The 24,093-nt window shown below is 36.5% G+C and carries 17 protein-coding genes and 1 pseudogene; 7 read left to right on the forward strand and 11 right to left on the reverse strand.

The window, feature by feature from the left end; translation table 11 throughout:
* Positions 1–40: 40 nt before the first annotated feature.
* From cagX to cag5, 5 genes are all read left to right on the forward strand, one after another.
* Positions 41–1,606, forward strand: coding sequence for a type IV secretion system apparatus protein CagX (gene cagX, locus DBU79_RS03590; protein ID WP_058338970.1), 1,566 nt, complete (start codon positions 41–43; stop codon positions 1,604–1,606).
* A gap of 14 nt (positions 1,607–1,620) precedes the next feature.
* On the forward strand, positions 1,621–7,008 hold the full coding sequence (gene cagY, locus DBU79_RS03595) for a type IV secretion system apparatus protein CagY (RefSeq protein ID WP_154411555.1): 5,388 nt from the start codon (positions 1,621–1,623) through the stop codon (positions 7,006–7,008).
* A gap of 136 nt (positions 7,009–7,144) precedes the next feature.
* Entirely contained in the window at positions 7,145–7,744 is a 600-nt protein-coding gene (cagZ, locus tag DBU79_RS03600) for a cag pathogenicity island translocation protein CagZ (RefSeq protein WP_000418829.1), read from the forward strand.
* A gap of 4 nt (positions 7,745–7,748) precedes the next feature.
* Entirely contained in the window at positions 7,749–8,741 is a 993-nt protein-coding gene (virB11, locus tag DBU79_RS03605) for a cag pathogenicity island type IV secretion system ATPase VirB11 (protein ID WP_000133871.1), read from the forward strand.
* A gap of 8 nt (positions 8,742–8,749) precedes the next feature.
* Positions 8,750–10,996 (forward strand): VirD4 family type IV secretion system ATPase Cag5, encoded by a 2,247-nt coding sequence (cag5, locus tag DBU79_RS03610; protein WP_154411556.1) that lies wholly within the window; start codon positions 8,750–8,752, stop codon positions 10,994–10,996.
* A 472-nt stretch (positions 10,997–11,468) separates the two neighbouring features.
* Here cag5 and cag4 read toward each other — a convergent pair whose 3' ends face one another.
* From cag4 to DBU79_RS03630, 4 genes are read right to left on the reverse strand one after another with little or no spacing between them, the layout of a single operon-like run.
* On the reverse strand, positions 11,469–11,978 hold the full coding sequence (gene cag4, locus DBU79_RS03615; RefSeq protein WP_050852235.1) for a VirB1 family T4SS lytic transglycosylase Cag4: 510 nt from the start codon (positions 11,976–11,978) through the stop codon (positions 11,469–11,471).
* A 9-nt stretch (positions 11,979–11,987) separates the two neighbouring features.
* The gene (gene cag3 / locus DBU79_RS03620; protein WP_154411557.1) at positions 11,988–13,433 is read right to left on the reverse strand and encodes a type IV secretion system outer membrane cap subunit Cag3; all 1,446 of its coding nucleotides are present in this window, start codon (positions 13,431–13,433) and stop codon (positions 11,988–11,990) included.
* Positions 13,426–14,178 (reverse strand): hypothetical protein, encoded by a 753-nt coding sequence (locus DBU79_RS03625; RefSeq protein ID WP_134890096.1) that lies wholly within the window; start codon positions 14,176–14,178, stop codon positions 13,426–13,428. Before DBU79_RS03625 ends, cag3 begins: the two co-directional genes overlap by 8 nt.
* A 15-nt stretch (positions 14,179–14,193) precedes the next feature.
* Positions 14,194–14,541 (reverse strand): cag pathogenicity island protein Cag1, encoded by a 348-nt coding sequence (locus DBU79_RS03630; protein WP_000785788.1) that lies wholly within the window; start codon positions 14,539–14,541, stop codon positions 14,194–14,196.
* Between the two features lie 173 nt (positions 14,542–14,714).
* Between DBU79_RS03630 and DBU79_RS03635 the strand changes: the two are divergent.
* Positions 14,715–15,567, forward strand: a pseudogene (locus DBU79_RS03635) (sel1 repeat family protein).
* 83 nt (positions 15,568–15,650) lie between these two features.
* Here the strand turns inward: DBU79_RS03635 and csd6 are convergent.
* The 6 genes from csd6 to DBU79_RS03665 all read right to left on the reverse strand — a co-directional run bounded on the left by csd6 (position 15,651) and on the right by DBU79_RS03665 (position 21,994).
* Complete coding sequence (gene csd6 / locus DBU79_RS03640; RefSeq protein ID WP_134890094.1) at positions 15,651–16,643, reverse strand: cell shape-determining L,D-carboxypeptidase Csd6; 993 nt, start codon at positions 16,641–16,643, stop codon at positions 15,651–15,653.
* On the reverse strand, positions 16,640–17,545 hold the full coding sequence (era, locus tag DBU79_RS03645) for a GTPase Era (RefSeq protein ID WP_195834220.1): 906 nt from the start codon (positions 17,543–17,545) through the stop codon (positions 16,640–16,642). The genes csd6 and era overlap by 4 nt, the downstream gene beginning before the upstream one ends.
* Positions 17,545–18,876: an HslU--HslV peptidase ATPase subunit gene (gene hslU / locus DBU79_RS03650; protein WP_154411559.1), complete on the reverse strand. Its 1,332-nt coding sequence runs from the start codon at positions 18,874–18,876 to the stop codon at positions 17,545–17,547. The genes era and hslU overlap by 1 nt, the downstream gene beginning before the upstream one ends.
* Positions 18,876–19,418, reverse strand: coding sequence for an ATP-dependent protease subunit HslV (gene hslV, locus DBU79_RS03655; RefSeq protein ID WP_064433511.1), 543 nt, complete (start codon positions 19,416–19,418; stop codon positions 18,876–18,878). The genes hslU and hslV overlap by 1 nt, the downstream gene beginning before the upstream one ends.
* A 3-nt stretch (positions 19,419–19,421) precedes the next feature.
* Complete coding sequence (gene rplI, locus DBU79_RS03660) at positions 19,422–19,871, reverse strand: 50S ribosomal protein L9 (protein ID WP_014658479.1); 450 nt, start codon at positions 19,869–19,871, stop codon at positions 19,422–19,424.
* Positions 19,872–19,933: 62 nt separating this feature from the next.
* Positions 19,934–21,994 (reverse strand): DUF262 and DUF1524 domain-containing protein, encoded by a 2,061-nt coding sequence (locus tag DBU79_RS03665; RefSeq protein ID WP_154411560.1) that lies wholly within the window; start codon positions 21,992–21,994, stop codon positions 19,934–19,936.
* A gap of 136 nt (positions 21,995–22,130) precedes the next feature.
* Between DBU79_RS03665 and glnA the strand changes: the two genes are divergently transcribed.
* Positions 22,131–23,576: a type I glutamate--ammonia ligase gene (gene glnA / locus DBU79_RS03670; protein ID WP_154411561.1), complete on the forward strand. Its 1,446-nt coding sequence runs from the start codon at positions 22,131–22,133 to the stop codon at positions 23,574–23,576.
* A gap of 240 nt (positions 23,577–23,816) precedes the next feature.
* Here the strand turns inward: glnA and DBU79_RS03675 are convergent, their stop codons facing one another.
* Positions 23,817–24,005, reverse strand: a complete 189-nt coding sequence (locus DBU79_RS03675) for an urease-enhancing factor (protein WP_154411562.1) — start codon at positions 24,003–24,005, stop codon at positions 23,817–23,819.
* Positions 24,006–24,093: the final 88 nt, after the last annotated feature.

A 24,093-nucleotide genomic window follows, 5' to 3' on the forward strand; every position in this document is an offset into this window, starting at 1 on the left:
TTGTGTTACAATTACAAATATTTTTTAAGAGGGATTGTTGATGGAGCAGGCATTTTTTAAAAAAATTGTTGGCTGTTTCTGTCTTGGTTATTTATTTTTATCTAGCGTAATAGAAGCAGCACCTGACATTAAAAATTTTAATCGTGGTAGGGTGAAAGTGGTGAATAAGAAGATTGCTTATTTGGGAGATGAAAAACCTATTACGATTTGGACTTCATTAGACAATGTTACTGTGATCCAACTTGAAAAAGATGAAACTATTTCTTACATCACAACAGGTTTCAATAAAGGTTGGAGTATTGTGCCTAATTCTAATCATATATTCATTCAACCTAAATCGGTAAAAAGTAATCTCATGTTTGAAAAAGAAGCAGTGAATTTTGCCCTAATGACAAGAGATTACCAAGAATTTTTAAAAACAAAAAAACTTATCGTAGATGCGCCTGACCCTAAAGAATTAGAAGAACAAAAAAAAGCTCTAGAAAAAGAAAAAGAAGCTAAAGAACAGGCGCAAAAAGCGCAAAAAGATAAAAGAGAAAAAAGAAAGGAAGAGCGTGCAAAAAATAGAGCCAATTTAGAAAATCTCACTAACGCTATGAGTAACCCACAAAATTTGAGCAATAACAAAAATCTTAGCGAACTTATCAAGCAACAACGAGAAAATGAATTAGACCAAATGGAACGACTAGAGGACATGCAAGAACAGGCTCAAGCTAATGCACTCAAACAAATTGAAGAACTCAACAAAAAACAAGCTGAAGAGGCAGTGAAACAAAGAGCCAAGGATAAAATCAGTATTAAGACAGATAAGTCTCAAAAAAGCCCTGAGGATAACTCCATAGAATTATCTCCTAGCGATAGCGCTTGGAGAACTAATCTTGTTGTGCGGACTAATAAAGCCTTGTATCAATTCATTTTGAGAATAGCTCAAAAAGACAATTTTGCTTCGGCGTATCTAACAGTCAAATTAGAATACCCACAAAGACACGAAGTCTCTAGTGTTATTGAAGAGGAGTTAAAAAAGAGAGAAGAAGCAAAGAGACAGAGAGAATTGATCAAGCAAGAAAATCTTAATACCACAGCCTACATCAATAGAGTAATGATGGCGAGCAATGAACAGATTATCAACAAAGAAAAAATAAGAGAAGAAAAACAAAAAATTATTTTAGATCAAGCAAAGGCACTAGAGACTCAATACGTGCATAATGCATTAAAAAGAAACCCTGTGCCTAGAAACTACAATTACTACCAAGCGCCTGAAAAACGCTCTAAGCATATTATGCCCTCTGAAATTTTTGATGATGGCACATTCACTTATTTTGGTTTCAAAAACATCACTCTCCAACCTGCTATTTTTGTGGTTCAGCCTGATGGGAAATTAAGCATGACTGATGCTGCTATTGATCCTAACATGACCAATTCAGGATTGAGATGGTATAGAGTTAATGAAATTGCAGAAAAGTTTAAGCTCATTAAAGACAAAGCCCTTGTAACAGTAATAAATAAAGGCTATGGGAAAAATCCATTGACAAAAAATTACAATATCAAAAACTATGGTGAATTGGAGCGTGTGATTAAAAAGCTCCCTCTTGTCAGAGATAAATAAAAAGGCGTTAAGACATGAATGAAGAAAACGATAAACTTGAAACTTCTAAAAAAACCCAACAAGATTCACCCCAAGATCTATCTAATGAAGAAGCAACAGAAGCCAATCATTTTGAAGATCTTTTAAAAGAAGAAAGCTCAGACAATCATCTTGACAATTCCGCAGAAACTCAAACCAATTTTAATGAAGACAAGCTAGAAGAAACCCAAACTCAAATAGATTCTGGAGGTAATGAAACTTCAGAATCTAGCAATGGCAGTCTAGCAGACAAGTTATTCAAGAAAGCCAGAAAATTAGTTGATGATAAAAGACCTTTCACTCAGCAAAAAAGTTTAGATGAAGAAGTCCAAAAACTGAACGAAGAAGATGATCAAAAAAATAATGAGTATCAAGAAGAAATTCAAACGGGCTTAATTGATGATGAAACTTCTAAAAAAACCCCACAACATTCACCCCAAGATTTATCCAATGAAGAAACAACAGAAGCCAATCACTTTGAAGATTCTTCAAAAGAATCCAAAGAAAGCTCAGATCATCATCTTGACAACCCCACAGAAACTAAAACCAATTTTGATGAATACGAGTCAGAAGAAATAACTAACGATTCTAACGATCAAGAAATTATCAAAGGAAGCAAAAAGAAATACATTATTGGTGGCATTGTAGTCGCTGTTCTTATTGTGATTATTTTATTTTCTAGAAGCATTTTTCACTACTTCATACCTTTGGAAGATAAAAGCTCTCGTTTTAGCAAAGACAGGAATCTTTATGTCAATGATGAAATCCAAATAAGGCAAGAGTATAACCGCTTGCTGAAAGAACGGAATGAAAAAGGCAATATGATCGATAAGAATCTTTTCTTCAATGACGATCCCAATAGAACCTTATACAACTATTTGAATATTGCAGAAATTGAGGACAAAAACCCATTGAGAGCCTTTTATGAATGTATTAGTAATGGTGGCAACTATGAAGAATGTTTGAAGCTTATCAAAGACAAAAAACTTCAAGATCAAATGAAAAAGACTTTAGAGGCTTATAATGATTGCATCAAAAATGCCAAAACTGAAGAAGAAAGGATCAAGTGTTTAGATTTAATCAAAGATGAAAACCTGAAAAAAAGCTTATTGAACCAACAAAAAGTTCAAGTGGCACTAGATTGTTTGAAAAACGCTAAAACCGATGAAGAACGAAACGAGTGTCTAAAACTCATAAATGACCCTGAGATTAGAGAGAAATTCCGTAAGGAATTAGGGATTCAAAAAGAGCTTCAAGAGTATAAGGATTGTATCAAAAACGCCAAAACAGAAGCTGAGAAAAACGAATGTTTGAAAGGCTTGTCTAAAGAAGCTATAGAAAGATTGAAACAGCAAGCGCTAGATTGTTTGAAAAACGCTAAAACCGATGAAGAACGAAACGAGTGCTTGAAAAATATTCCCCAAGACTTGCAAAAAGAACTACTAGCTGATATGAGCGTCAAGGCTTACAAGGATTGCGTATCAAAAGCTAGGAATGAAAAAGAGAAAAAAGAATGCGAGAAATTACTCACGCCTGAAGCGAAAAAAAAGTTAGAACAACAGGTTCTAGATTGTTTGAAAAGTGCTAAAACTGATGAAGAACGAAAAAAATGTTTGAAAGATCTCCCTAAAGACTTACAAAGCGATATTTTAGCTAAAGAGAGCGTTAAAGCTTATAAAGACTGCGTATCTCAAGCCAAAACTGAAGCTGAGAAAAAAGAATGCGAGAAATTGCTCACGCCTGAAGCGAAAAAACTTTTAGAAGAAGAAGCCAAAAAAAGCGTTAAGGCTTATTTGGATTGCGTATCTCAAGCCAAAACTGAAGCTGAGAAAAAAGAATGCGAAAAATTGCTCACGCCTGAAGCAAAAAAAAAGTTAGAAGAAGCTAAAAAAAGCGTTAAGGCTTATTTGGATTGCGTATCTCAAGCCAAAACTGAAGCTGAGAAAAAAGAATGCGAGAAATTACTCACCCCTGAAGCGAAAAAACTTTTAGAGCAACAAGCGCTAGATTGTTTGAAAAGCGCTAAAACCGATGAAGAACGAAAAAAGTGTTTGAAAGATCTCCCTAAAGACTTGCAAAAAAAGGTTTTAGCCAAAGAGAGCGTTAAGGCTTATTTGGACTGCGTATCTCAAGCCAAAACTGAAGCCGAGAAAAAAGAATGCGAGAAATTGCTCACGCCTGAAGCGAAAAAGCTTTTAGAAGAAGCTAAAGAGAGCCTGAAAGCTTATAAAGACTGCGTTTCAAAAGCCAAAACTGAAGCCGAGAAAAAAGAATGCGAGAAATTGCTCACGCCTGAAGCGAAAAAACTTTTAGAAGAAGAAGCCAAAGAGAGCGTTAAGGCTTATTTGGATTGCGTATCTCAAGCCAAAACTGAAGCTGAGAAAAAAGAATGCGAGAAATTGCTCACGCCTGAAGCGAAAAAAAAGTTAGAAGAAGCTAAAAAAAGCGTTAAAGCTTATTTGGATTGCGTATCTCAAGCCAAAACTGAAGCTGAGAAAAAAGAATGCGAGAAATTACTCACGCCTGAAGCGAAAAATCTTTTAGAACAACAAGCGCTAGATTGTTTGAAAAGTGCTAAAACCGAAGCTGAGAAAAAAAGGTGTGTCAAAGATCTCCCTAAAGACTTGCAGAAAAAGGTTTTAGCCAAAGAGAGCGTTAAGGCTTATTTGGACTGCGTTTCAAAAGCTAGGAATGAAAAAGAGAAAAAAGAATGCGAGAAATTACTCACGCCTGAAGCGAAAAAACTCTTAGAAGAAGCTAAAAAGAGTCTTAAAGCTTATAAAGACTGCGTTTCAAAAGCTAGGAATGAAAAAGAGAAAAAAGAATGCGAGAAATTACTCACGCCTGAAGCGAAAAAACTCTTAGAAGAAGCTAAAAAGAGTCTTAAAGCTTATAAAGACTGCGTTTCAAAAGCTAGGAATGAAAAAGAGAAAAAAGAATGCGAGAAATTACTCACGCCTGAAGCGAAAAATCTTTTAGAACAACAAGCGCTAGATTGTTTGAAAAGTGCTAAAACCGAAGCTGAGAAAAAAAGGTGTGTCAAAGATCTCCCTAAAGACTTGCAGAAAAAGGTTTTAGCCAAAGAGAGCGTTAAAGCTTATTTGGACTGCGTTTCAAAAGCTAGGAATGAAAAAGAGAAAAAAGAATGCGAGAAATTACTCACCCCTGAAGCGAAAAAGCTTTTAGAAGAAGCTAAAGAGAGTCTTAAAGCTTATAAAGACTGCCTCTCTCAAGCTAGAAATGAAGAAGAAAGGAAAGCTTGCGAGAAATTACTCACCCCTGAAGCGAGAAAACTCTTAGAGCAAGAAGTTAAGAAGAGCGTTAAGGCTTATTTGGACTGCGTTTCAAAAGCTAGGAATGAAAAAGAGAAACAAGAATGCGAGAAATTGCTCACCCCTGAAGCGAGGAAATTTTTAGCGAAGCAAGTGCTAAGTTGTTTGGAAAAAGCTAGAAATGAAGAAGAAAGAAAAGCATGTCTTAAAAATATCCCTAAAGACTTACAGAAAAATGTTTTAGCTAAAGAAAGTCTTAAAGCTTATAAAGACTGCCTCTCTCAAGCTAGAAATGAAGAAGAAAGGAGAGCTTGTGAGAAATTACTCACCCCTGAAGCGAGAAAACTCTTAGAGCAAGAAGTTAAGAAGAGCGTTAAGGCTTATTTGGACTGCGTATCAAAAGCTAGGAATGAAAAAGAGAAACAAGAATGCGAGAAATTACTCACGCCTGAAGCGAGGAAATTTTTAGCGAAAGAACTCCAACAAAAAGATAAAGCGATCAAAGATTGCTTGAAAAACGCCGATCCTAACGACAGAGCGGCTATTATGAAGTGTTTGGATGGTTTGAGCGATGAAGAGAAGCTCAAATACCTGCAAGAAGCTAGAGAAAAGGCTGTCTTGGATTGTTTGAAAACGGCTAGGACCGATGAAGAAAAAAGGAAATGTCAAAACCTTTATAGCGATTTGATCCAAGAAATCCAAAATAAAAGGACACAAAGCAAACAAAATCAATTGAGTAAAACAGAAAGATTGCATCAAGCAAGCGAGTGCTTGGATAACTTAGATGACCCTACTGATCAAGAAGCCATAGAGCAATGTTTAGAGGGCTTGAGCGATAGTGAAAGGGCACTAATTCTAGGAATTAAACGACAAGCTGATGAAGTGGATCTGATTTATAGCGATCTAAGAAACCGCAAAACCTTTGATAACATGGCGGCTAAAGGTTATCCATTGTTACCAATGGATTTCAAAAATGGCGGCGATATTGCCACTATTAACGCCACTAATGTTGATGCGGACAAAATAGCTAGCGATAATCCTATTTATGCTTCCATAGAGCCTGACATTACCAAGCAATACGAAACAGAAAAAACCATTAAGGATAAGAATTTAGAAGCTAAATTAGCTAAGGCTTTAGGTGGTAATAAAAAAGATGACGATAAAGAAAAAAGTAAAAAATCCACAGCAGAAGCTAAAACAGAAAGCAATAAGATAGACAAAGATGTCGCAGAAACTGCCAAAAATATCAGTGAAATCGCTCTTAAGAACAAAAAAGAAAAGAGTGGGGAATTTGTAGATGAAAATGGTAATCCCATTGATGACAAAAAGAAAACAGAAACACAAGATGAAACAAGCCCTGTCAAACAGGCCTTTATAGGCAAGAGTGATCCCACATTTGTTTTAGCGCAATACACCCCTATTGAAATCACTCTGACTTCTAAAGTAGATGCCACTCTCACAGGTATAGTGAGTGGGGTTGTAGCCAAAGATGTATGGAACATGAACGGCACTATGATCTTACTGGACAAAGGCACTAAGGTGTATGGGAATTATCAAAGCGTGAAGGGTGGCACACCCATTATGACACGCTTAATGATAGTCTTTACTAAAGCCATTACGCCTGATGGTGTGATAATACCTCTAGCAAACGCTCAAGCAGCAGGCATGCTGGGTGAAGCAGGGGTAGATGGCTATGTGAATAACCACTTTATGAAGCGCATAGGCTTTGCTGTGATAGCAAGCGTGGTTAATAGCTTCTTGCAAACTGCGCCTATCATAGCTCTAGATAAACTCATAGGTCTTGGCAAAGGTAGAAGTGAAAGGACACCTGAATTTAATTACGCTTTGGGTCAAGCTATCAATGGTAGTATGCAAAGTTCAGCTCAGATGTCTAATCAAATTCTAGGGCAACTGATGAATATCCCCCCAAGTTTTTACAAAAATGAGGGCGATAGTATTAAGATTCTCACAATGGACGATATTGATTTTAGTGGCGTGTATGATGTTAAAATTACCAACAAATCTGTGGTAGATGAAATTATCAAACAAAGCACTAAAACTTTGTCTAGAGAGCATGAAGAAATCACCACAAGCCCCAAAGGTGGCAATTAATTCAAAAGAAAGGATAAAATATATCTATGTTACCAAACTTGGTTCTTTACAAGATAAAAGACAAAACCAACAACAGGCTCTTCTAGAGGATGTAGTGGCGGAAAAAACCAAGCAAAAACAATGAAAGGAAACAGCAATGGAACTCGGTTTCAATGAAACAGAAAGACAAAAAATCTTAGATAGCAACAGATCTCTTATGGGAAATGCAAATGAAGTAAGGGATAAGTTTATTCAAAATTACGCCACTTCTTTAAAAGATAGCAACGATCCGCAAGATTTTTTGAGAAGAGTTCAAGAGTTAAGAATCAATATGCAAAAGAATTTTATTAGTTTTGATGCTTATTACAACTATTTGAACAACCTTGTGTTAGCCAGTTACAATCGTTGCAAACAAGAAAAGACTTTTGCAGAAAGCACGATCAAAAATGAACTAACGCTTGGGGAGTTTGTTGTAGAAATTTCTGACAACTTCAATAATTTTATGTGTGATGAAGTGGCAAAAATTTCAGACCTAGTGGCTTCTTATCTGCCAAGAGAGTATTTACCGCCATTCATAGATGGCAATATGATGGGCGTGGCGTTTCAGATTCTAGGGATAGATGATTTTGGAAGGAAGCTCAATGAGATTGTCCAAGATATAGGGACTAAATATATTATTTTGAGCAAAAATAAGACCTATCTCACTTCTTTAGAAAGAGCTAAATTGATAACCCAATTAAAATTAAATTTGGAATAAGAACATGACTGAAGACAGATTGAGTGCAGAAGATAAAAAATTTCTAGAAGTGGAAAGAGCTTTAAAAGAAGCGGCATTAAATCCTCTAAGGCATGCTACTGAAGAACTTTTTGGTGATTTTTTAAAAATGGAAAATATCACTGAGATTTGTTACAATGGGAACAAGGTTGTATGGGTTTTAAAAAATAATGGCGAATGGCAACCATTTGATGTGAGAGACAAGAAAGCCTTTAGTCTATCTCGTTTAATGCATTTTGCTCGGTGTTGTGCGAGTTTTAAGAAAAAAACAATAGACAACTATGAAAATCCTATTTTGAGCAGCAATTTAGCGAATGGTGAAAGGGTGCAGATTGTCCTTTCCCCTGTTACAGTTAATGATGAAACCATTTCCATATCCATAAGGATACCTAGCAAAACAACCTATCCTCATAGCTTCTTTGAAGAACAGGGTTTTTATAATCTACTAGATAATAAAGAACAAGCGATCAGCGCGATTAAAGATGGTATTGCTATTGGTAAGAATGTGATTGTTTGTGGCGGCACAGGAAGCGGTAAAACGACTTATATCAAAAGCATCATGGAGTTTATCCCTAAAGAAGAAAGGATCATATCCATTGAAGACACCGAAGAGATTGTATTCAAACACCACAAGAACTACACACAGCTTTTTTTTGGTGGGAATATCACCTCTGCTGATTGTTTAAAGTCATGTTTGAGAATGCGACCTGATAGAATCATTTTAGGAGAACTCAGAAGCAGTGAGGCATATGATTTTTATAATGTGCTTTGTAGCGGTCATAAAGGCACGCTAACCACTCTACATGCAGGGAGCAGTGAAGAAGCGTTTATCCGTTTAGCCAACATGAGTTCATCTAATAACGCAGCAAGGAATATCAAGTTTGAAAGCCTCATTGAGGGCTTTAAAGATTTAATTGATATGATTGTCCATATCAACCACCACAAACAGTGTGATGAATTTTATATCAAACATAGGTAGTAGGCACAATGGAAGACTTGTTGTATAACACCTTATATTTCATAGAGGATTATAAGTTAGTTATTATTTTTAGTTTCATAGGGTTAATAGCGTTATTTTTTCTCTACAAATTCATAAAAGCTCAAAAAAAAGCTTTTAAAGATAAAGCTAACCAACCTCAAAAGAAAAAAAACTTTAAAGAAATCATTATAGAAGGGCTGAAAGAAAGGGTTAAAACCTTTGGCTTTTGGTTACAAGCGACACTATTACTATCCTATTCTTTTATCACATCAGGGTTATTTTTCTTGATCCTATTAGGTAATTTTTATGATGATAATAAATTGCCTGAGAGTGATGATGATCTTTTTGATATATGGATCTATGCGATACAAGATTTTCCTGCATACTATTTTAAGGCGCTTTGTTTTAGTTCACTCAAGATTTATGGGTTCAATATATCCTTAGTCGTATATAGTTCTATTTTATGCTCTTATATATTCATTACCTTTTTTGTGTGGTTCTTAAAATACTTAACTCGGACTAGAGACATAGGAGCGAATAAAAAAGTTGATGATCTCTTTGGTAGCGCGAGTTGGGAGAGCGAAGAAAAAATGATCAAAGCTAAACTTATCACACCCAATAATAAAAAACGCGCCTTTGACAAACGAGAGGTTATCGTAGGCAGGCGTGGTTTGGGAGATTTTATCGCTTACGCAGGACAGGCGTTCATTGGCTTGATTGCTCCTACCAGAAGCGGTAAGGGGGTGGGTTTCATCATGCCTAATATGATCAATTATCCTCAAAATATCGTTGTGTTTGACCCTAAGGCTGACACTATGGAAACTTGCGGAAAAATCAGAGAAAAACGCTTCAACCAAAAAGTGTATATCTATGAACCTTTCTCCTTAAAAACACACCGATTCAATCCTTTCGCTTATGTGGATTTTGGTAATGATGTGGTTTTGACTGAAGACATACTCTCTCAAATTGACACACGCCTAAAAGGGCATGGGATGGTGGCTAGTGGGGGGGATTTTTCCACTCAAATCTTTGGATTGGCAAAGCTCGTTTTCCCTGAAAGACCTAATGAAAAAGATCCTTTTTTTAGCAATCAAGCGCGAAACCTTTTTGTCATCAATTGCAATATTTATAGAGATCTCATGTGGACTAAAAAGGGGCTTGAGTTTGTCAAAAGAAAAAAAATCATCATGCCTGAAACCCCCACGATGTTTTTCATAGGTTCTATGGCAAGCGGTATCAACTTGATTGATGAAGACACAAACATGGAAAAAGTCGTGTCTCTGATGGAATTTTTTGGAGGTGAAGAAGATAAGAGTGGCGATAATATAAGAGTGCTTAGTCCTGCCACTAGAAACATGTGGAATAATTTCAAGACAATGGGTGGCGCTAAAGAAACTTACAGCTCTGTTCAAGGGGTCTATACCTCAGCGTTTGCCCCCTACAACAACGCCATGATCAGAAATTTCACGAGCGCTAATGATTTTGATTTCAGGCGTTTAAGGATTGATGAAGTGAGTATTGGCGTGATCGCTAATCCTAAAGAAAGCACTATTGTTGGGCCGATATTAGAGCTGTTTTTCAATGTGATGATTTATAGCAACCTTATTCTGCCAATCCATGATCCACAATGCAAAAGAAGTTGTTTAATGCTCATGGACGAATTTACGCTTTGTGGCTATTTAGAGACCTTTGTTAAAGCGGTAGGGATTATGGCAGAATACAACATGCGCCCTGCGTTTGTGTTTCAAAGTAAGGCGCAACTAGAGAATGACCCCCCACTTGGTTATGGTAGGAATGGCGCTAAGACTATTTTAGACAACCTTTCTTTGAATATGTATTATGGGATTAACAACGATAACTACTATGAACATTTTGAAAAACTTTCTAAGGTGTTAGGGAAATACACAAGGCAAGATGTGAGCCGAAGCATTGATGATAATACCGGTAAGACCAATACTTCTATCAGCAACAAAGAGCGCTTTTTGATGACCCCTGATGAATTGATGACTATGGGCGATGAGCTTATCATTCTAGAAAACACGCTCAAACCCATCAAGTGCCACAAGGCGCTTTACTATGATGATCCATTCTTCACTGATGAGCTTATTAAGGTAAGTCCAAGCTTGAGCAAGAAATACAAATTGGGAAAAGTGCCTAATCAAGCAACATTCTATGATGATTTGCAAGCCGCTAAAACTAGAGGCGAATTGAGCTATGATAAATCTTTAGTGCCTGTGGGTTCAAGCGAACTGTGATTTTAATTTCTAATCATTGATTTCGTTTTGGAAATCTTTCAAAATCAGATCAAGCGTTGCTTTACTAAAAAAATAATCTTTGTCTTGCATGAAGCGTTTGAGTTTTTCTATATCTTAGTGAAATTTTCACTCATCAAAAGCTTGTGTGTTCTTTGATTTGCCAGCCATCGCTCTTATTGGATTGCTGCATGCGCTAGATTAAAATTCATCAATCCATTTTTACAGCACCTATGCCCAGAGAAAATGGCATGAATTGGAATAATTCTTACGCTATATGTCTTTATAAGGAAAGCAAAAGCCTATTCCAAAAAATAAAAAGACAAAATATCTTAATAAAAAGAAGCAAAATATATTTTAGAAAAATTAAAAGATAATGATGTAAATGATATTATTATAAAGCAATAAGATAGTAGAAGTGTATCATCAAGATTGCTTGTAAAAATTACAAAGATTCAAAAATAGTTAGTATGCTCTACTCGTTGTATCGCACTTGCGAATAAATGCAACGAAATCTCTTCACATAAGCGCCATTAGGGTTGTGTTTCATTCCCCCATTGTAAGCGCCTATTGCCATTTCTACTAATTGATACACGCTTTTGTTGGGGTGTTTTTGTTTGTAATAATCAAAATTTTCTTTTAAAATTTGTTTGGCTAATTGGATCGCAAAACCCACATCGTTTAACAATTTGGTTTTGAGAAGCGTTTTAGAATAGGTAGGGTAGAATTTTTTAGCGGTGTTCAAAGTGATATGAAACATGGAATAAGAAGTGTCTTTTTGGGAAATTTCACGCTTGTTGTTCAACCCTAGAGAGCTTTCTAGTAAAGCGATAGAGATGAGCGTTCTGCACACCACTTCATTGTCGCAGCCTTTTTGATGGATATGGATAAGATTTTCGTATTGCTTGAAACTAATGGCTACCTTTTGGCATGGATAGGCTAAGGAATTAAGAAGCAAAGTCAGACCAATCCATTTCTCAAACAAAACTTTAACTTACTTTGAATCTTTCAGTAACGCTTTTTGTAACTTCTGCTTGTCGTATTTGAGCTTGTCCCTTAGTGGTGAGAGCAGATTTTGAACACTCTCATAACCACACAGCATTCCCTCTTTATAGGGATCATTTTTGATTTTTACATAGAGACTAATGCCACTAGCGTAACACAAGCCATTAGACTTGATATAGTAGCTCTTAATTTCTTCTTCTAAGTTCCTCAAGTCATTAGGGTTGAGAGGTGTTTTTTTGCTGTAAGAATTTTCACTGATCAAAGTCCCCTCATAGCTTCTTTTGATCGTGGTTTCTTTATCCACTAACAATCCATTATAATTTTCTTTTTCCTTGACAACTCTCATTGTTTCATCAGGATTACTTGTTCTAGGAGAAATAGGCACTTCCACCACTCTAGGTTTCTTAGCATTTTTCTTTTTCAGCTCTGCTTCTAAAGCTTTTAGTTTCTTTTGATTTTCTAAGTCTTTGAGCTTGTATTTAGCCAATTCAGTCTCTTGTTTTTCTTTTTCTGCTAAGAGTTTCTTTTCCCTCTCTTCTTCATTGGCTATGAGTTGGGAGTTAGCGATTAGCTCTTCTATGAGCTTCTCTTTGCTGTTTTCAGGAGCGGTTTGAGTGGCATAAGGTGATGGTTGAGCCTCATTGGCGTTATTTGTCTCTTTTAGCCTATACAAGCTATAAGGAGCAATGATATTAGGTTTTTGAGTAGCGCTATCGCTAGTGGGCATAGCTACCATTTCATCTCTTAGGGGCGAACACACTTCATCATTGGGTCTGCAGATCACATCGTTGGCGTAGTTGAAATACGCGCGTTTTTGTTGTTCAAAAAGCTTATTCTCATCAATTGACGCTCCCTTATCAAGCGTATGGGCATTGGGATCGCTTCTTTTTGGCACTCTCAAAAAAGTCGCTTGAGCATAAGGCAGGTTTTCATTGATTTTTAAGACAAACTTAGCGTTGCGTTTGTTGAGCGCTTTTAGAATGTTGTAATACCCATTGACTTGTTCTAGTGAGCCTGTGATGATGATGAGATCCGCATAGGTTCCCATTGCTCTTGTTTTGATAATGGGATTTTCTATGGATAAGTAGTTGTTGTAATCCAATAGATCCATAGCGTAGAGATAGGTTTTGTCTTTCAAAGCACTATTACCAAACCAATCCCCAAAACTTTTGTCATTCACATTCAAGGTGTCGTATATATCAAAAAGCGCTTGAGTTTTTGTGTCATCAACAGAAACATATTGAGGTTTCTTATGATCAGGGATCTGTTGGCGCTGTTTGGCTTCTTTTTTGAGTCGTTTAGCTTCTTTCTTGGTCTCTTTAGTTTCTTTAGTGGCCTTAATGACCTTATCGGCTTCACTTATTTCTTTAGCATAAAGAGTGTTAGAGGTTAGTAAGCCTATGAGCGATACAGAGGTTGCTAGTTTTCTAAACATTAGTTTCCTTTTTTTTCAGATTGATATAGAGACAAAATTCCCTTGCATTTAAGATAAGTGATACAGCTGTAAAAAGCTCATTGGGAGTGAATTTTCTGTTAGGAAACCCTAAAAGAACTTTTTCTTCATCAGCCACATTCTTGTTGAAGCAATCATTTTCTGAGTCTTTGTAAATCTTATATAAATTTTTTTTGAAAGTCTCTTCAAACAAATATTCAGTAGGATAGCTTATACGCCCTTTCATATATAGTTTTTGGACTAATTCTAATATCTGATTGGGGCTGATTTTTAACAGAGAGATTGCCTTTTTTTGTAGGGCGCTCAAGTTGTAGCCTAGAGACTCTTGAAAGTTGATCCCTACCCCTTGATCCAATTTAGCCCTTAAAAACCCCCTATTGGACAAATTCTCATACTCTTTGTTGTTTTTAGCTTCTTTGATACTTTCTAGCGTTTCTGAAACGACCCCTTTAGATTTCAAACTTGTCTCTAATGCGTTAATGACATTCTCATCAATTTTTTCTTTGGGTTTGATGTTGAACTTATTTGAATCGCCAGTGTGCCTTGAAGCCACTTTTTGCATGACTTCTTTTTGTGCATGTTCGCAGATAAAAATAGAGAATCCTATGATATTAGAAGTCTTTAGAGAAAAAGAATCTATAGGTTGCTTGTGTAGGTCATGCAGTGAGTAATAAACCACTAGAACACCTAAATTTTTGAAATTTTCTCTTATTCTTTCTTCAGTCAAAATCGCTGTTTTACCTCAATCTTTATTCTCTTTAGCTTCAGTTGGTCCGTTGGTAACGCTTGTTGCTTGAGATTTTTGGGTTTCGTTATTGACAGTTGTTGCCGCTTTAGGTTGTTTTTTGGACAATTTTTCAACTAATTTCACTAAGTTGATATTAGAAAAAGACAAAAAGATTCCTATTGCGACAAAGATTATCCCAACAATCCCCATAGCACCGCTCAAGACACAACATAAAACCCCTGCTCCAATGAGACCTAATGCATCATAACGCTTGTCAGTCAAACTGTTTTTGAAAAAATTTACAAAAGCGTTTGGTTTCTTTGTTTCATGGGTTGTTTCAGTTGTATTGATTGTGTCAGCCATAGCATTACCTCCATAATGGTATATTTTCAATTTGTTACTACTATGAAACAAATCCATGTCATTATAGCAAAAAATATAAAACCATCTCCATGTTGTCATTATGCTGTTGTTTGTAATTTAAAAAAGATGATAAAACAGGCTAAAGAATGGCTCAAATTGTAAAAGGACTTGACATGTTTAAAGATTTTTATCGCACCACCCTCTCTTTTTTAAAGCCTTTATTGCTTTCATTAGGTTTATTGTTGCCGTTTTCACTTTGTATAGCTGATGAATATATTAGCATAAGTGATGATTGGGATGAAAGGGCGCGAAATCAGTGGGATGAAATTGCGCGAAATCATAAGACATATTATTTTGAAAATGGTTTAGACCATTTTAATCAAGGCCAATACAAACAAGCCTTTAAAGATTTTAAATTGGCGCAAGAATACAGCATTGGGCTTGGCAGTGTTTATAGCCAAAATGTATTTGGAGGGAAAGGGCGTGAAAGTGGATTACAAAAAAGCGCAATTCTATGCACAAAACGCTATCAAAGGGTATGGGAGCGGATTTTTAGGGGGCGCTTTAATTTTAGGATACATGCAAGCAGAAGGCTTAGGGATGAAAAAGGATTTGAAACAAGCGCTCAAGACTTACAGGCATGTGGTTCGCATGTTTTCTAATAAAAGCACAAATTATTTTGCTAACAATTTTAGATTACCAAACCTTGCGTTCACTAGTATGCTTATTGGATCGCGATTCATTGATCTTTCAGGTTTGAGCGCGAATCCTATAAAATTTGGAAAGAAATTTGGAATACTTGTTAAGAAATCCACTCAAATCAAAGATAAGACACTTCTTTGGGAAGATATTGCTGAAATTTCAAGCAATATTATTTTACTCAAACAACAAATGGGGGAAATCCTTTATAGAATTGGGATCGCTTATAAAGAAGGGCTTGGCACCAGAAAACAAAAAAGTAGGGCTAAAAAATTCTTGCAAAAATCCGCAGAATTTGGCTATGAAAAAGCTATGGAAGCTCTGTAGTTTTTAATCAAACTTATATCAAAGCTTTAAGGATTAGAAAAATCCGCTTAGATTACCCTAATTAAAACAGAGCCTTATTTTTCTTATTTTTCCATTATAATAGACACTTGATTGTTTTCAATTTCTATATAGAGTTCTTTTTGAGAATTGGAGCTATAAGAGAGCTTGTTTTGCTGGTAGGCTTTGTAATCTTGGTCAAACACCACATAAAACAAGCGTTTGTTTTGAGAGTTGGGGTAAGGGATCACATTGATAGAAGAAAAAGCGATATTCTTTTTTTCATTTTTTGCAAACACCCTTTTTTTATACTCTTTAAAAGCGTTGAATTTCATGCCGTCATAGCGAGTGAAATTGGGGTTATAAAAACGCATGTAGCGTTCAAAATCGCCCCTAGCCCAGGCTTCTTTCCATTGAAAAAGGGAGCTTAAAATCATGCTCAATTCTTCTTTGGTGCTTGGGAAAAACTTGTCTTCATAGGTGATAAGGAACGCTTTTTCGCCTTTTAACACTTTGTCATAAGAGCTTAAAAGCGGGTTTTCAATCGCAATACAGCCCTTGGTGTTCAATTCATTCCGATCGCCATTTAAAGGCATTCCATGCACCCAAATGCCATGCCCGGTGCGTTTTTTCAAGGTGTCATACAAATTAGGGTAATTCGTTACAAAAGCCAAAACGCCATAATATTGATCCAAGCGCTCTAATTTCTGCGTGATACGATACACTCCAATGGGCGTGGCCAAATCGCCCTCTAAAGTTTTATCGCCCTTTTTAGAGCCTACAAGGGCTTTAGAGCTGTTGATTTTTTTAAGCATGTTGTTGTCTATCTCATAAAACTCCAAACTGGGCTTGGATTTATCCGCTACAAATAAAAACTGCTTGTTTTGATAATAGCCAAAATCCGTGTCCTTGTTTTGAAGCTCTTCTGCCCAAAAAGATTTATCCGCTAAATAAGAATCCAGCTTTTGACCCACCACTTCCAAGCCTTGTTTTTGATAAAGGTGCATGATTTCTAACAAACGATCACTAGCATTCAATCCCACAAACCCCATTAACAGAGCCGATAATATTTTTTTCAATCCCTATTCCTTTGATGGATATAACCCAGTTTTTGCAAGCTCTTTTCTTCCTTACTCCATGATTTTTGAGCGATCACTTGCAAGTTTAAAAAAACCTTTTTTTCGCCCACTTCTTGCATTTTCAATCTAGCGTTAGTCCCGATGCGTTTGATATTCACCCCGTTTTTGCCTATCACGATTTTTTTTTGGCTTTCTTTTTCTACGATAATGCGTGCATACACCTTATCTATGCGTTCTTCTTCTATAAATTTATCAATTACCACATCGCTTTCATAAGGGATTTCATCGCTCAAAAAATCAAACAAACTCTCCCTAATGATTTCCTTATAAATATCGCGCATTTTTTCATCGCTCATCAAATCCTTTTCAAAAAGCCATGCGCTAGGGCTTAAATGCTTGCTGATGCATTCTAAAAGCGCGTTTAAATTTTGAGATTTTTTCGCGCTCAAAGGCGCTAAATCTAAAAATTGCGACGCGTATTGTTGATACTCTTGTAATTTTTGTAAAACCTGCTTATGCGTGGCGGTGTCAATCTTACTCACAGCCAAGATATGGGGTTTTTGGCACAAACTCAAAAACTCTTCATAGCCTTTTAAATCATCATGCACAGAAGCCAAAAAAACACACAATTCAGCATCGCCCATCGCTTTTAAAGCCTGTGAGAGCATGCACTGGTTGAGTAATTTTTCTTGATGATGAAGCCCTGGTGTGTCTAAAAAAATGATTTGGCTCTCATACCCTTCTTTATCCTTAAAAGGCACGATGCATTTCATCAATTTTCTGGTCGCATTAGCCTTATGCGAAACAAGGGCTAAATGAGCGTTTAATAAAGTGTTTAAAAGAGTGCTTTTTCCAGCGTTTGGTTTGCCCATAAGAGCTACAAAGCCCGCCTTAGTTTTCATTATAAAATATACTTCACTAAATTTTCATCAGCCACTAAATCCTCTAGTTTTGATTGAACCAACTCTTTAGTGATAGTAACATTTTGCCCAGAATAATCCTCCGCTTCAAAACTAATGTCTTCTAGCACTTTTTCAATGGTGGTGTGCAACCTTCTAGCGCCTATATCTTCGCTTTTTTGATTGGCGTTATAAGAGAGTTTGGCTAACTCTTTGATCGCGTTATCTTCAAACGCAATTTCTACGCCTTCCACTTTTAAAAGGGCTTGGTATTGCTTGATGATAGAGGTTTTAGTTTGGGTTAAAATCATATACATGATTTCTTCGGTTAAACTCTCTAACTCCACCCTTAAAGGGAAACGGCCTTGCAATTCAGGGATAAGATCGCTTGGCTTAGCAAGATGAAAAGCCCCTGCTGCAATGAATAAAATATGCTCTGTTTTAATAGAGCCATATTTCGTATTCACCACACTCCCCTCTACAATCGGCAACAAATCCCTTTGAACCCCCTCTTTACTGGGATCTTGACGGCCTCCTTCTTTAGAGCTTACAGCGATCTTATCAATTTCATCAATAAAAATCACCCCTGAACTTTCCGCACGCTTCAAGCCTTCCATTTTAATGGATTCGCCATCTAAAAGCGTGTCGCTAATTTCTGCCTTTAGGGCTTCTTTAGCCTCTTTAACGCTTAAAGTTTTTTTGACTTTATCATGTTCTTTATGGAAAACCTTAATCAAGTTTTCTTGAACCCTTAAAATTTCAGGCGGCACATTAGAATCAATTTCTATGCTTTTTTTACGCACTTCAATTTCAATTTCTCGGCTATCCAACTCGCCTTGCACGATTCTTTGTTGCATTTTTAAAAGGCTGTTAGCGTATTCTTGTTTTTTTTCTTCGCTCACCCCATTAGGCAAGGGGGGTAGGAGTTTTTTAGCGATTTTTTCTATAACCGCCTCTTCAATCTTGTCTTTTAATCTTTCTTTATGCTCATTTTCCACTAAAAGCACGCTGTTATTGACCAAATCCCTTACCATAGACTCCACATCACGCCCCACAAAACCCACTTCTGTGTACTTGCTCGCTTCCACTTTCACAAAGGGGAGTTCCATGATTTTTGCTATTCTTCTTGCGATTTCCGTTTTACCCACACCAGTAGAGCCAATCATTAAAATGTTTTTAGGCGTGATTTCTTCTTGTAAGGATTTTTCCAGTTGCAAACGCCTGTAACGATTCCTAAAAGCGATAGCGATAGACTTTTTAGCTTCCTTTTGCCCAATGATGTATTCATCTAAATAAGCGACAATTTCTCTTGGGGTCATATTCAATTTAGACATTAAAGCTCCAAAATTTTAATATTCGTGTTGGTGTAAATACAAAGATCCCCTGCGATTTTTAAGGACTCTTCTACAAGTTTTCTAGGCTCTAAATGAGCGAAGTTATCTAAAGCCCTAGCCGCGCTTAAGGCGTAATTCCCCCCACTCCCAATAGCAGCGATCTTATTGTCTTCGGCTTCTAAAACATCGCCTGTGCCGCTCAAAATAAAAATGTGATCCAAATTTAAAACGATCATCATCGCTTCCAGTCGGCGTAAATACTTGTCTTTGCGCCATTCCTTACTGAAATCCACCACGCTTTTAAACAAATCCCCTTTTTTGCTCTCCAATATGCGTTCAAACATATCAAACAAACTAAAAGCGTCCGCGGTGCTTCCGGCAAACCCGCTTAAAACCTGGTTGTGATACAAGCTTCTGATTTTTGTCGCATTGGCTTTGACTACGCAATTACCCAAAGTTACCTGCCCATCGCCTCCAATGAGCGCGAACTTTTTATGATTCAATTCCCCTCTATAGCCTAAAATCGTTGTCGCTTCAAACATTTTCTACTCAGCCACCACATCAATTTTAAATGCGCCCGCAATCCCCGATCCAAGTTTGACTTCAATCTCATAAATCCCTGTGCTTTTAATCGGGTGTTTGAGCTCAATGTCTTTTTTATCTAAATCTAAACTCGCATGCTGTTCTTTCAAACGCTCCGTGATTTCTTCTTTAGTGATCGCTCCAAATAAAGAGCCGTTCGCGCCGACTTTTTTATGGATAGTCAGCGTGATGGTCTGTAAAGTTTCTACCATTTGCAATTTTTGTGCCTTTTCTAGGGCTTCTTTTTCCGCTTTCTTTTTGACTTCGGCTTTGTATTTGTTGATCACTTCGTTAGTGGCGAGTTTGGCTTTTTGGTTAGCGATTAAAAAGTTATTCCCATAGCCATCTTTAACCTCACACACTTCACCCGCTTTGCCTAAATTTTTCACATCTTCTAATAATAGAACTTTCATCATATCCCCTTTAAGTTGTAAGTAATTTGTAATTATACTCTTTATTTTAATAAGTTGGGTTTTTATTGCCTATTCCTACCACCCATCTGTTTTTCTAAAGCCTGCTTGATCAATCCCAAACAATAAGGGATATTCTCTTTTGTTTCTAACTTTACTTCCACATCTCCAACACCCAAATGACCGGTTTTGGAAACATCTCTAATTTTTAGTTTTTCCTCTATTTCATCTTGTAACTCAGAAAAATCCATCTTTAAATACAGATTTAATTCATATTCTAAGGGAACAATACTCACAAAAATGGTGCCATGCTTATAGGTTATGTAATGTTTCATAAAATTTTCAGTTATCCTTTCATCAAGGGCCTTAATTTCTTTTCTTAAAATATCAAACAATTCCCTTGAATCAGGGCCAAACTTATAAGAGCTTAAATCATAAGCCTTTAATGTTTCAGGGTCTAGCTTTGGATAAGTCCAAATCTTTAAAGCCCAATCTGCTAAATCATTAGCTCTTTTTTCAATCTCTTTTTCGCCAAAAGATTCCAAATCTTTTAAACCTTGATTGAGCTTTAATGAGCTTTGTTTGAAGCCCTTCTCCATATCTCTTTTTTCTTGGAAAGAATTGTTACTATACTTCTCGTTATAACCGGTTAGAGTGAGATTCCCTATTGTGTGGAGGTATTTCTCGTGTATCGCTTCAAAATTTTCACCCAAATCCCTTTTCCATTCAAAAGTAAGGGTTTGAGGCATTATATGTTCTGTATTGCATTTTTGAGTATCGACCGGTTCTTTTGTGTCAAAATTTTCTAACCTTTCAAGAAAGTTTTTAGTTTTCCATGGTTTCTTTTTATCATAAAGTTCTTTCGTAATAAAAGAATCTTTAAATTCAGAATCGTTTGGAAATTTTTGCTTCCCTGTTAGCGACCCAAAATGCTCCTCCACGCTTTTAAGGTATTGCTTTTTATCAATCTTTTTTGTAAAAGAGGGAAAGAATTTATTGAGTCCGTTGGAAGGAATACCACACACCGCCCTTCTGCAAAGATAGCTCTCTGTTAAAGCGATAATAGAGATAAAATCCTGATTGGATAAAACGCCATCCTTATAATCGCTATAAAGCTCTAGTAATAGCGGATACACCACATCCATCTCTAAATCTACAAGAAAACTTAAAGCCTTGTTTAAATCTTTATCGGCTTCTTTTTTGAATGCAATCTGGCAAAAATACCCGCAATATTTTTGCAAATCTTTTAATAAATCCTCTATTTCTATCCCTTCTTTTTGCTGGTAACCCTTGAAAGCTTCATAAACTCTTTTCTCAATGGGAATCTTTCCTGTTTTGATCGTGAGGTAATGCCGGACAAACCGATCAAATAATTTTTCATTTTGTTTAAAATCCTCCTCCATAGCCCTCCAATATCTATTATAAAAATCTTCCTGTTTTTCAACCTCTGTTTCCATTATGATATAGTTTCTGATCAAATCCGTTTGCGTGAGTTCGATACCTTTTGAGTTCATGCTCTCAAAAATAAGTTGAGGATCATCTTTCTCTTTTTCTAAAGCAATCCAAACTATCATGAGTTTGTCTAATCCTTTAAAAATGGTTTCTAGTTTGTCGGTGTTTTCACTGATCCATTTTTCAAATAATTTAAAATTTTCCACTATTTTTAACGAAGGCTCGCTCGGTTTTCTTTTGTCTTTATCAATCAAAGACAGCAAGGTGTCTTTATCAGACTCTGATGAGATGAGTCTGAATTTCTTATCGCCGTCCTTATCGCTGTTAATAAGATAGCTCTCTATTTTTTTACGCGAAAATTTTTCCAAAATTTTAACTTCATCGCTTAAGCGATTCCTTAAAGCGATGAGTAAAAGCGTGATAGTGGTGAGCCTTTGTTGGCCGTCAATGATGAGTAATGGGCTAGAGTGCGTATTACCATCTCGCACATACAAAATAGAACCGATAAAATGCCCATTCGCCTTATCATTTCCACCAATTTTTATAATATCATCCCATAATTGTTCGCATTGTTCCTTTTTCCAACTATACAACCTCTGATAGATAGGAATGACAAATTGATTGTTTTGATTTTCTTCAAAAAATCCTAATAGTGTAGTTGCGTCTGCTTTCATAATACACTCCTTGATTTAGAGGATTTTACCGCATGCATCTTAATCAAACTGGATACAGATTTTACTTTTTTTACCCCATAAATGCTATAATCACCCCTATCAATTAAACTCAATTCATAACAATTAAAGGTGGTTAATGATAGTAAGAACTCAAAATAGCGAAAGCAAGATCAAAGAGTTTTTTGAATTTTGCAAAGAAAATGAAGTGGAATTTGTGGATTTTAGATTCAGCGATATTAAAGGCACTTGGAACCATATCGCTTATTCTTTTGGGGCTTTAACGCATGGCATGTTTAAAGAGGGGATCCCTTTTGATGCGAGCTCTTTTAAAGGTTGGCAAGGCATTGAACATTCTGATATGATTTTAACCCCTGATTTGGTGCGTTATTTCATTGACCCTTTTAGCGCGGATGTGAGTGCAGTCGTGTTTTGCGATGTGTATGATGTGTATAAAAACCAGCCTTATGAGAAATGCCCTAGAAGTATCGCTAAAAAAGCCTTACAACATTTAAAAGATTCAGGTTTGGGCGATGTGGCTTATTTTGGTGCGGAGAATGAATTTTTTATCTTTGATTCTATTAAGATTAAAGATGCTTCTAATTCCCAATACTACGAAGTGGATAGCGAAGAGGGCGAATGGAATAGGGATAAAAGCTTTGAAAATGGCGTGAATTTTGGGCATAGACCGGGCAAGCAAGGAGGCTATATACCTGTGCCGCCAACGGATACGATGATGGATATTCGCACAGAAATCGTGAAAGTCTTAAACCAAGTAGGGCTAGAAACTTTTGTTGTCCATCATGAAGTCGCGCAAGCGCAAGGCGAGGTGGGCGTGAAATTTGGGGATTTAGTGGAAGCCGCTGATAATGTCCAAAAACTCAAATATGTGGTTAAAATGGTCGCTCATTTAAACGGGAAAACCGCCACTTTCATGCCAAAACCTTTATATGGGGATAACGGAAGCGGGATGCACACCCATGTGAGCGTTTGGAAAAACAACGAAAACCTTTTTAGCGGCGAAACTTACAAGGGCTTGAGCGAGTTTGCCTTGCATTTTTTAGGGGGCGTGTTGCGCCACGCTAGAGGGTTAGCCGCTTTCACTAACGCTTCCACTAATTCTTACAAACGCCTAATTCCTGGCTATGAAGCCCCATCCATTTTAACTTATTCGGCTAATAACAGGAGTGCGAGCGTGCGTATCCCTTATGGGATTTCTAAAAACAGTGCTAGGTTTGAATTCAGGTTTCCTGACAGCTCATCAAACCCCTACTTGGCTTTTGGGGCTATTTTAATGGCGGGCATTGATGGCGTTAAAAACAAAATGGATCCCGGCGAAGCGATGGATATTAACCTTTTCAAATTGACTTTAGATGAAATTAGGGAAAAAGGTATCAAACAAATGCCCCACACTTTAAGGAGATCGTTAGAAGAAATGCTAGCCGATAAGCAGTATTTAAAAGAAGGTCAGGTCTTTAGCGAAGAATTTATCCAGGCCTATCAGTCTCTTAAATTCAACGCTGAAGTGTTCCCATGGGAGAGCAAACCCCATCCCTTTGAATTTATCACCACTTATTCATGCTAAAACAATGAGCAAATCAATAATCCCACTCTAAAAGTTTAGAATAAGAAAAAAATACCTTGTTCTCAAAAAAGTGGTTGGAAAAATTGATTTTCTTTGCTTTTTGGATAAGTTTTGCTTAACGCTTTTTAATCTTTAAAAATGGGGTTTTAGTCGCCTTAATTTAAGATTTTATTTTATGGTAGAAATTTATTTTCTTTAAGGGAACAGAGAGTATCTAAAATAACACCCCTAAAAACCCAACTAAAACCCAATATCAGTTTGATTGCTAAAATAAGGGCTATCAAAGTCTTTGGGCGTGTAGTACACTTCTTTCTCCATAACAGCGTCTTTAATGCAAGCAACACGCAAAGCGTCAAAACGAGTTTCAACGCTAGCGCAACCGCCGAGTAAAGACGCTCCAATAAACATACTATTTCTAATGGTTTTCATTTTATATCCTTTTGTTTTAAAATTTTTAATAACTCAAATACTTTAATCATGCGTTTATGATAGTTAAGATTTATTATTAAACAAAAAA

The sequence above is a fragment of the Helicobacter pylori genome (assembly GCF_009689985.1).
In the GTDB taxonomy this organism is placed as follows: Bacteria; Campylobacterota; Campylobacteria; order Campylobacterales; family Helicobacteraceae; genus Helicobacter; species Helicobacter pylori_CG.

Coding starts and splice junctions, on each gene's coding strand:
- virB11 (WP_000133871.1), top strand. CDS start 7,749: ATGACTGAAGACAGATTGAGTGCAGAAGATAAAAAATTTCTAGAAGTG.
- DBU79_RS03630 (WP_000785788.1), bottom strand. CDS start 14,541: ATGGCTGACACAATCAATACAACTGAAACAACCCATGAAACAAAGAAA.
- DBU79_RS03675 (WP_154411562.1), bottom strand. CDS start 24,005: ATGAAAACCATTAGAAATAGTATGTTTATTGGAGCGTCTTTACTCGGC.
- rplI (WP_014658479.1), bottom strand. CDS start 19,871: ATGAAAGTTCTATTATTAGAAGATGTGAAAAATTTAGGCAAAGCGGGT.
- cagX (WP_058338970.1), top strand. CDS start 41: ATGGAGCAGGCATTTTTTAAAAAAATTGTTGGCTGTTTCTGTCTTGGT.
- glnA (WP_154411561.1), top strand. CDS start 22,131: ATGATAGTAAGAACTCAAAATAGCGAAAGCAAGATCAAAGAGTTTTTT.
- cag3 (WP_154411557.1), bottom strand. CDS start 13,433: ATGTTTAGAAAACTAGCAACCTCTGTATCGCTCATAGGCTTACTAACC.
- era (WP_195834220.1), bottom strand. CDS start 17,545: ATGAAAACTAAGGCGGGCTTTGTAGCTCTTATGGGCAAACCAAACGCT.
- DBU79_RS03665 (WP_154411560.1), bottom strand. CDS start 21,994: ATGAAAGCAGACGCAACTACACTATTAGGATTTTTTGAAGAAAATCAA.
- cag5 (WP_154411556.1), top strand. CDS start 8,750: ATGGAAGACTTGTTGTATAACACCTTATATTTCATAGAGGATTATAAG.
- hslU (WP_154411559.1), bottom strand. CDS start 18,876: ATGTCTAAATTGAATATGACCCCAAGAGAAATTGTCGCTTATTTAGAT.
- cagZ (WP_000418829.1), top strand. CDS start 7,145: ATGGAACTCGGTTTCAATGAAACAGAAAGACAAAAAATCTTAGATAGC.
- hslV (WP_064433511.1), bottom strand. CDS start 19,418: ATGTTTGAAGCGACAACGATTTTAGGCTATAGAGGGGAATTGAATCAT.
- cagY (WP_154411555.1), top strand. CDS start 1,621: ATGAATGAAGAAAACGATAAACTTGAAACTTCTAAAAAAACCCAACAA.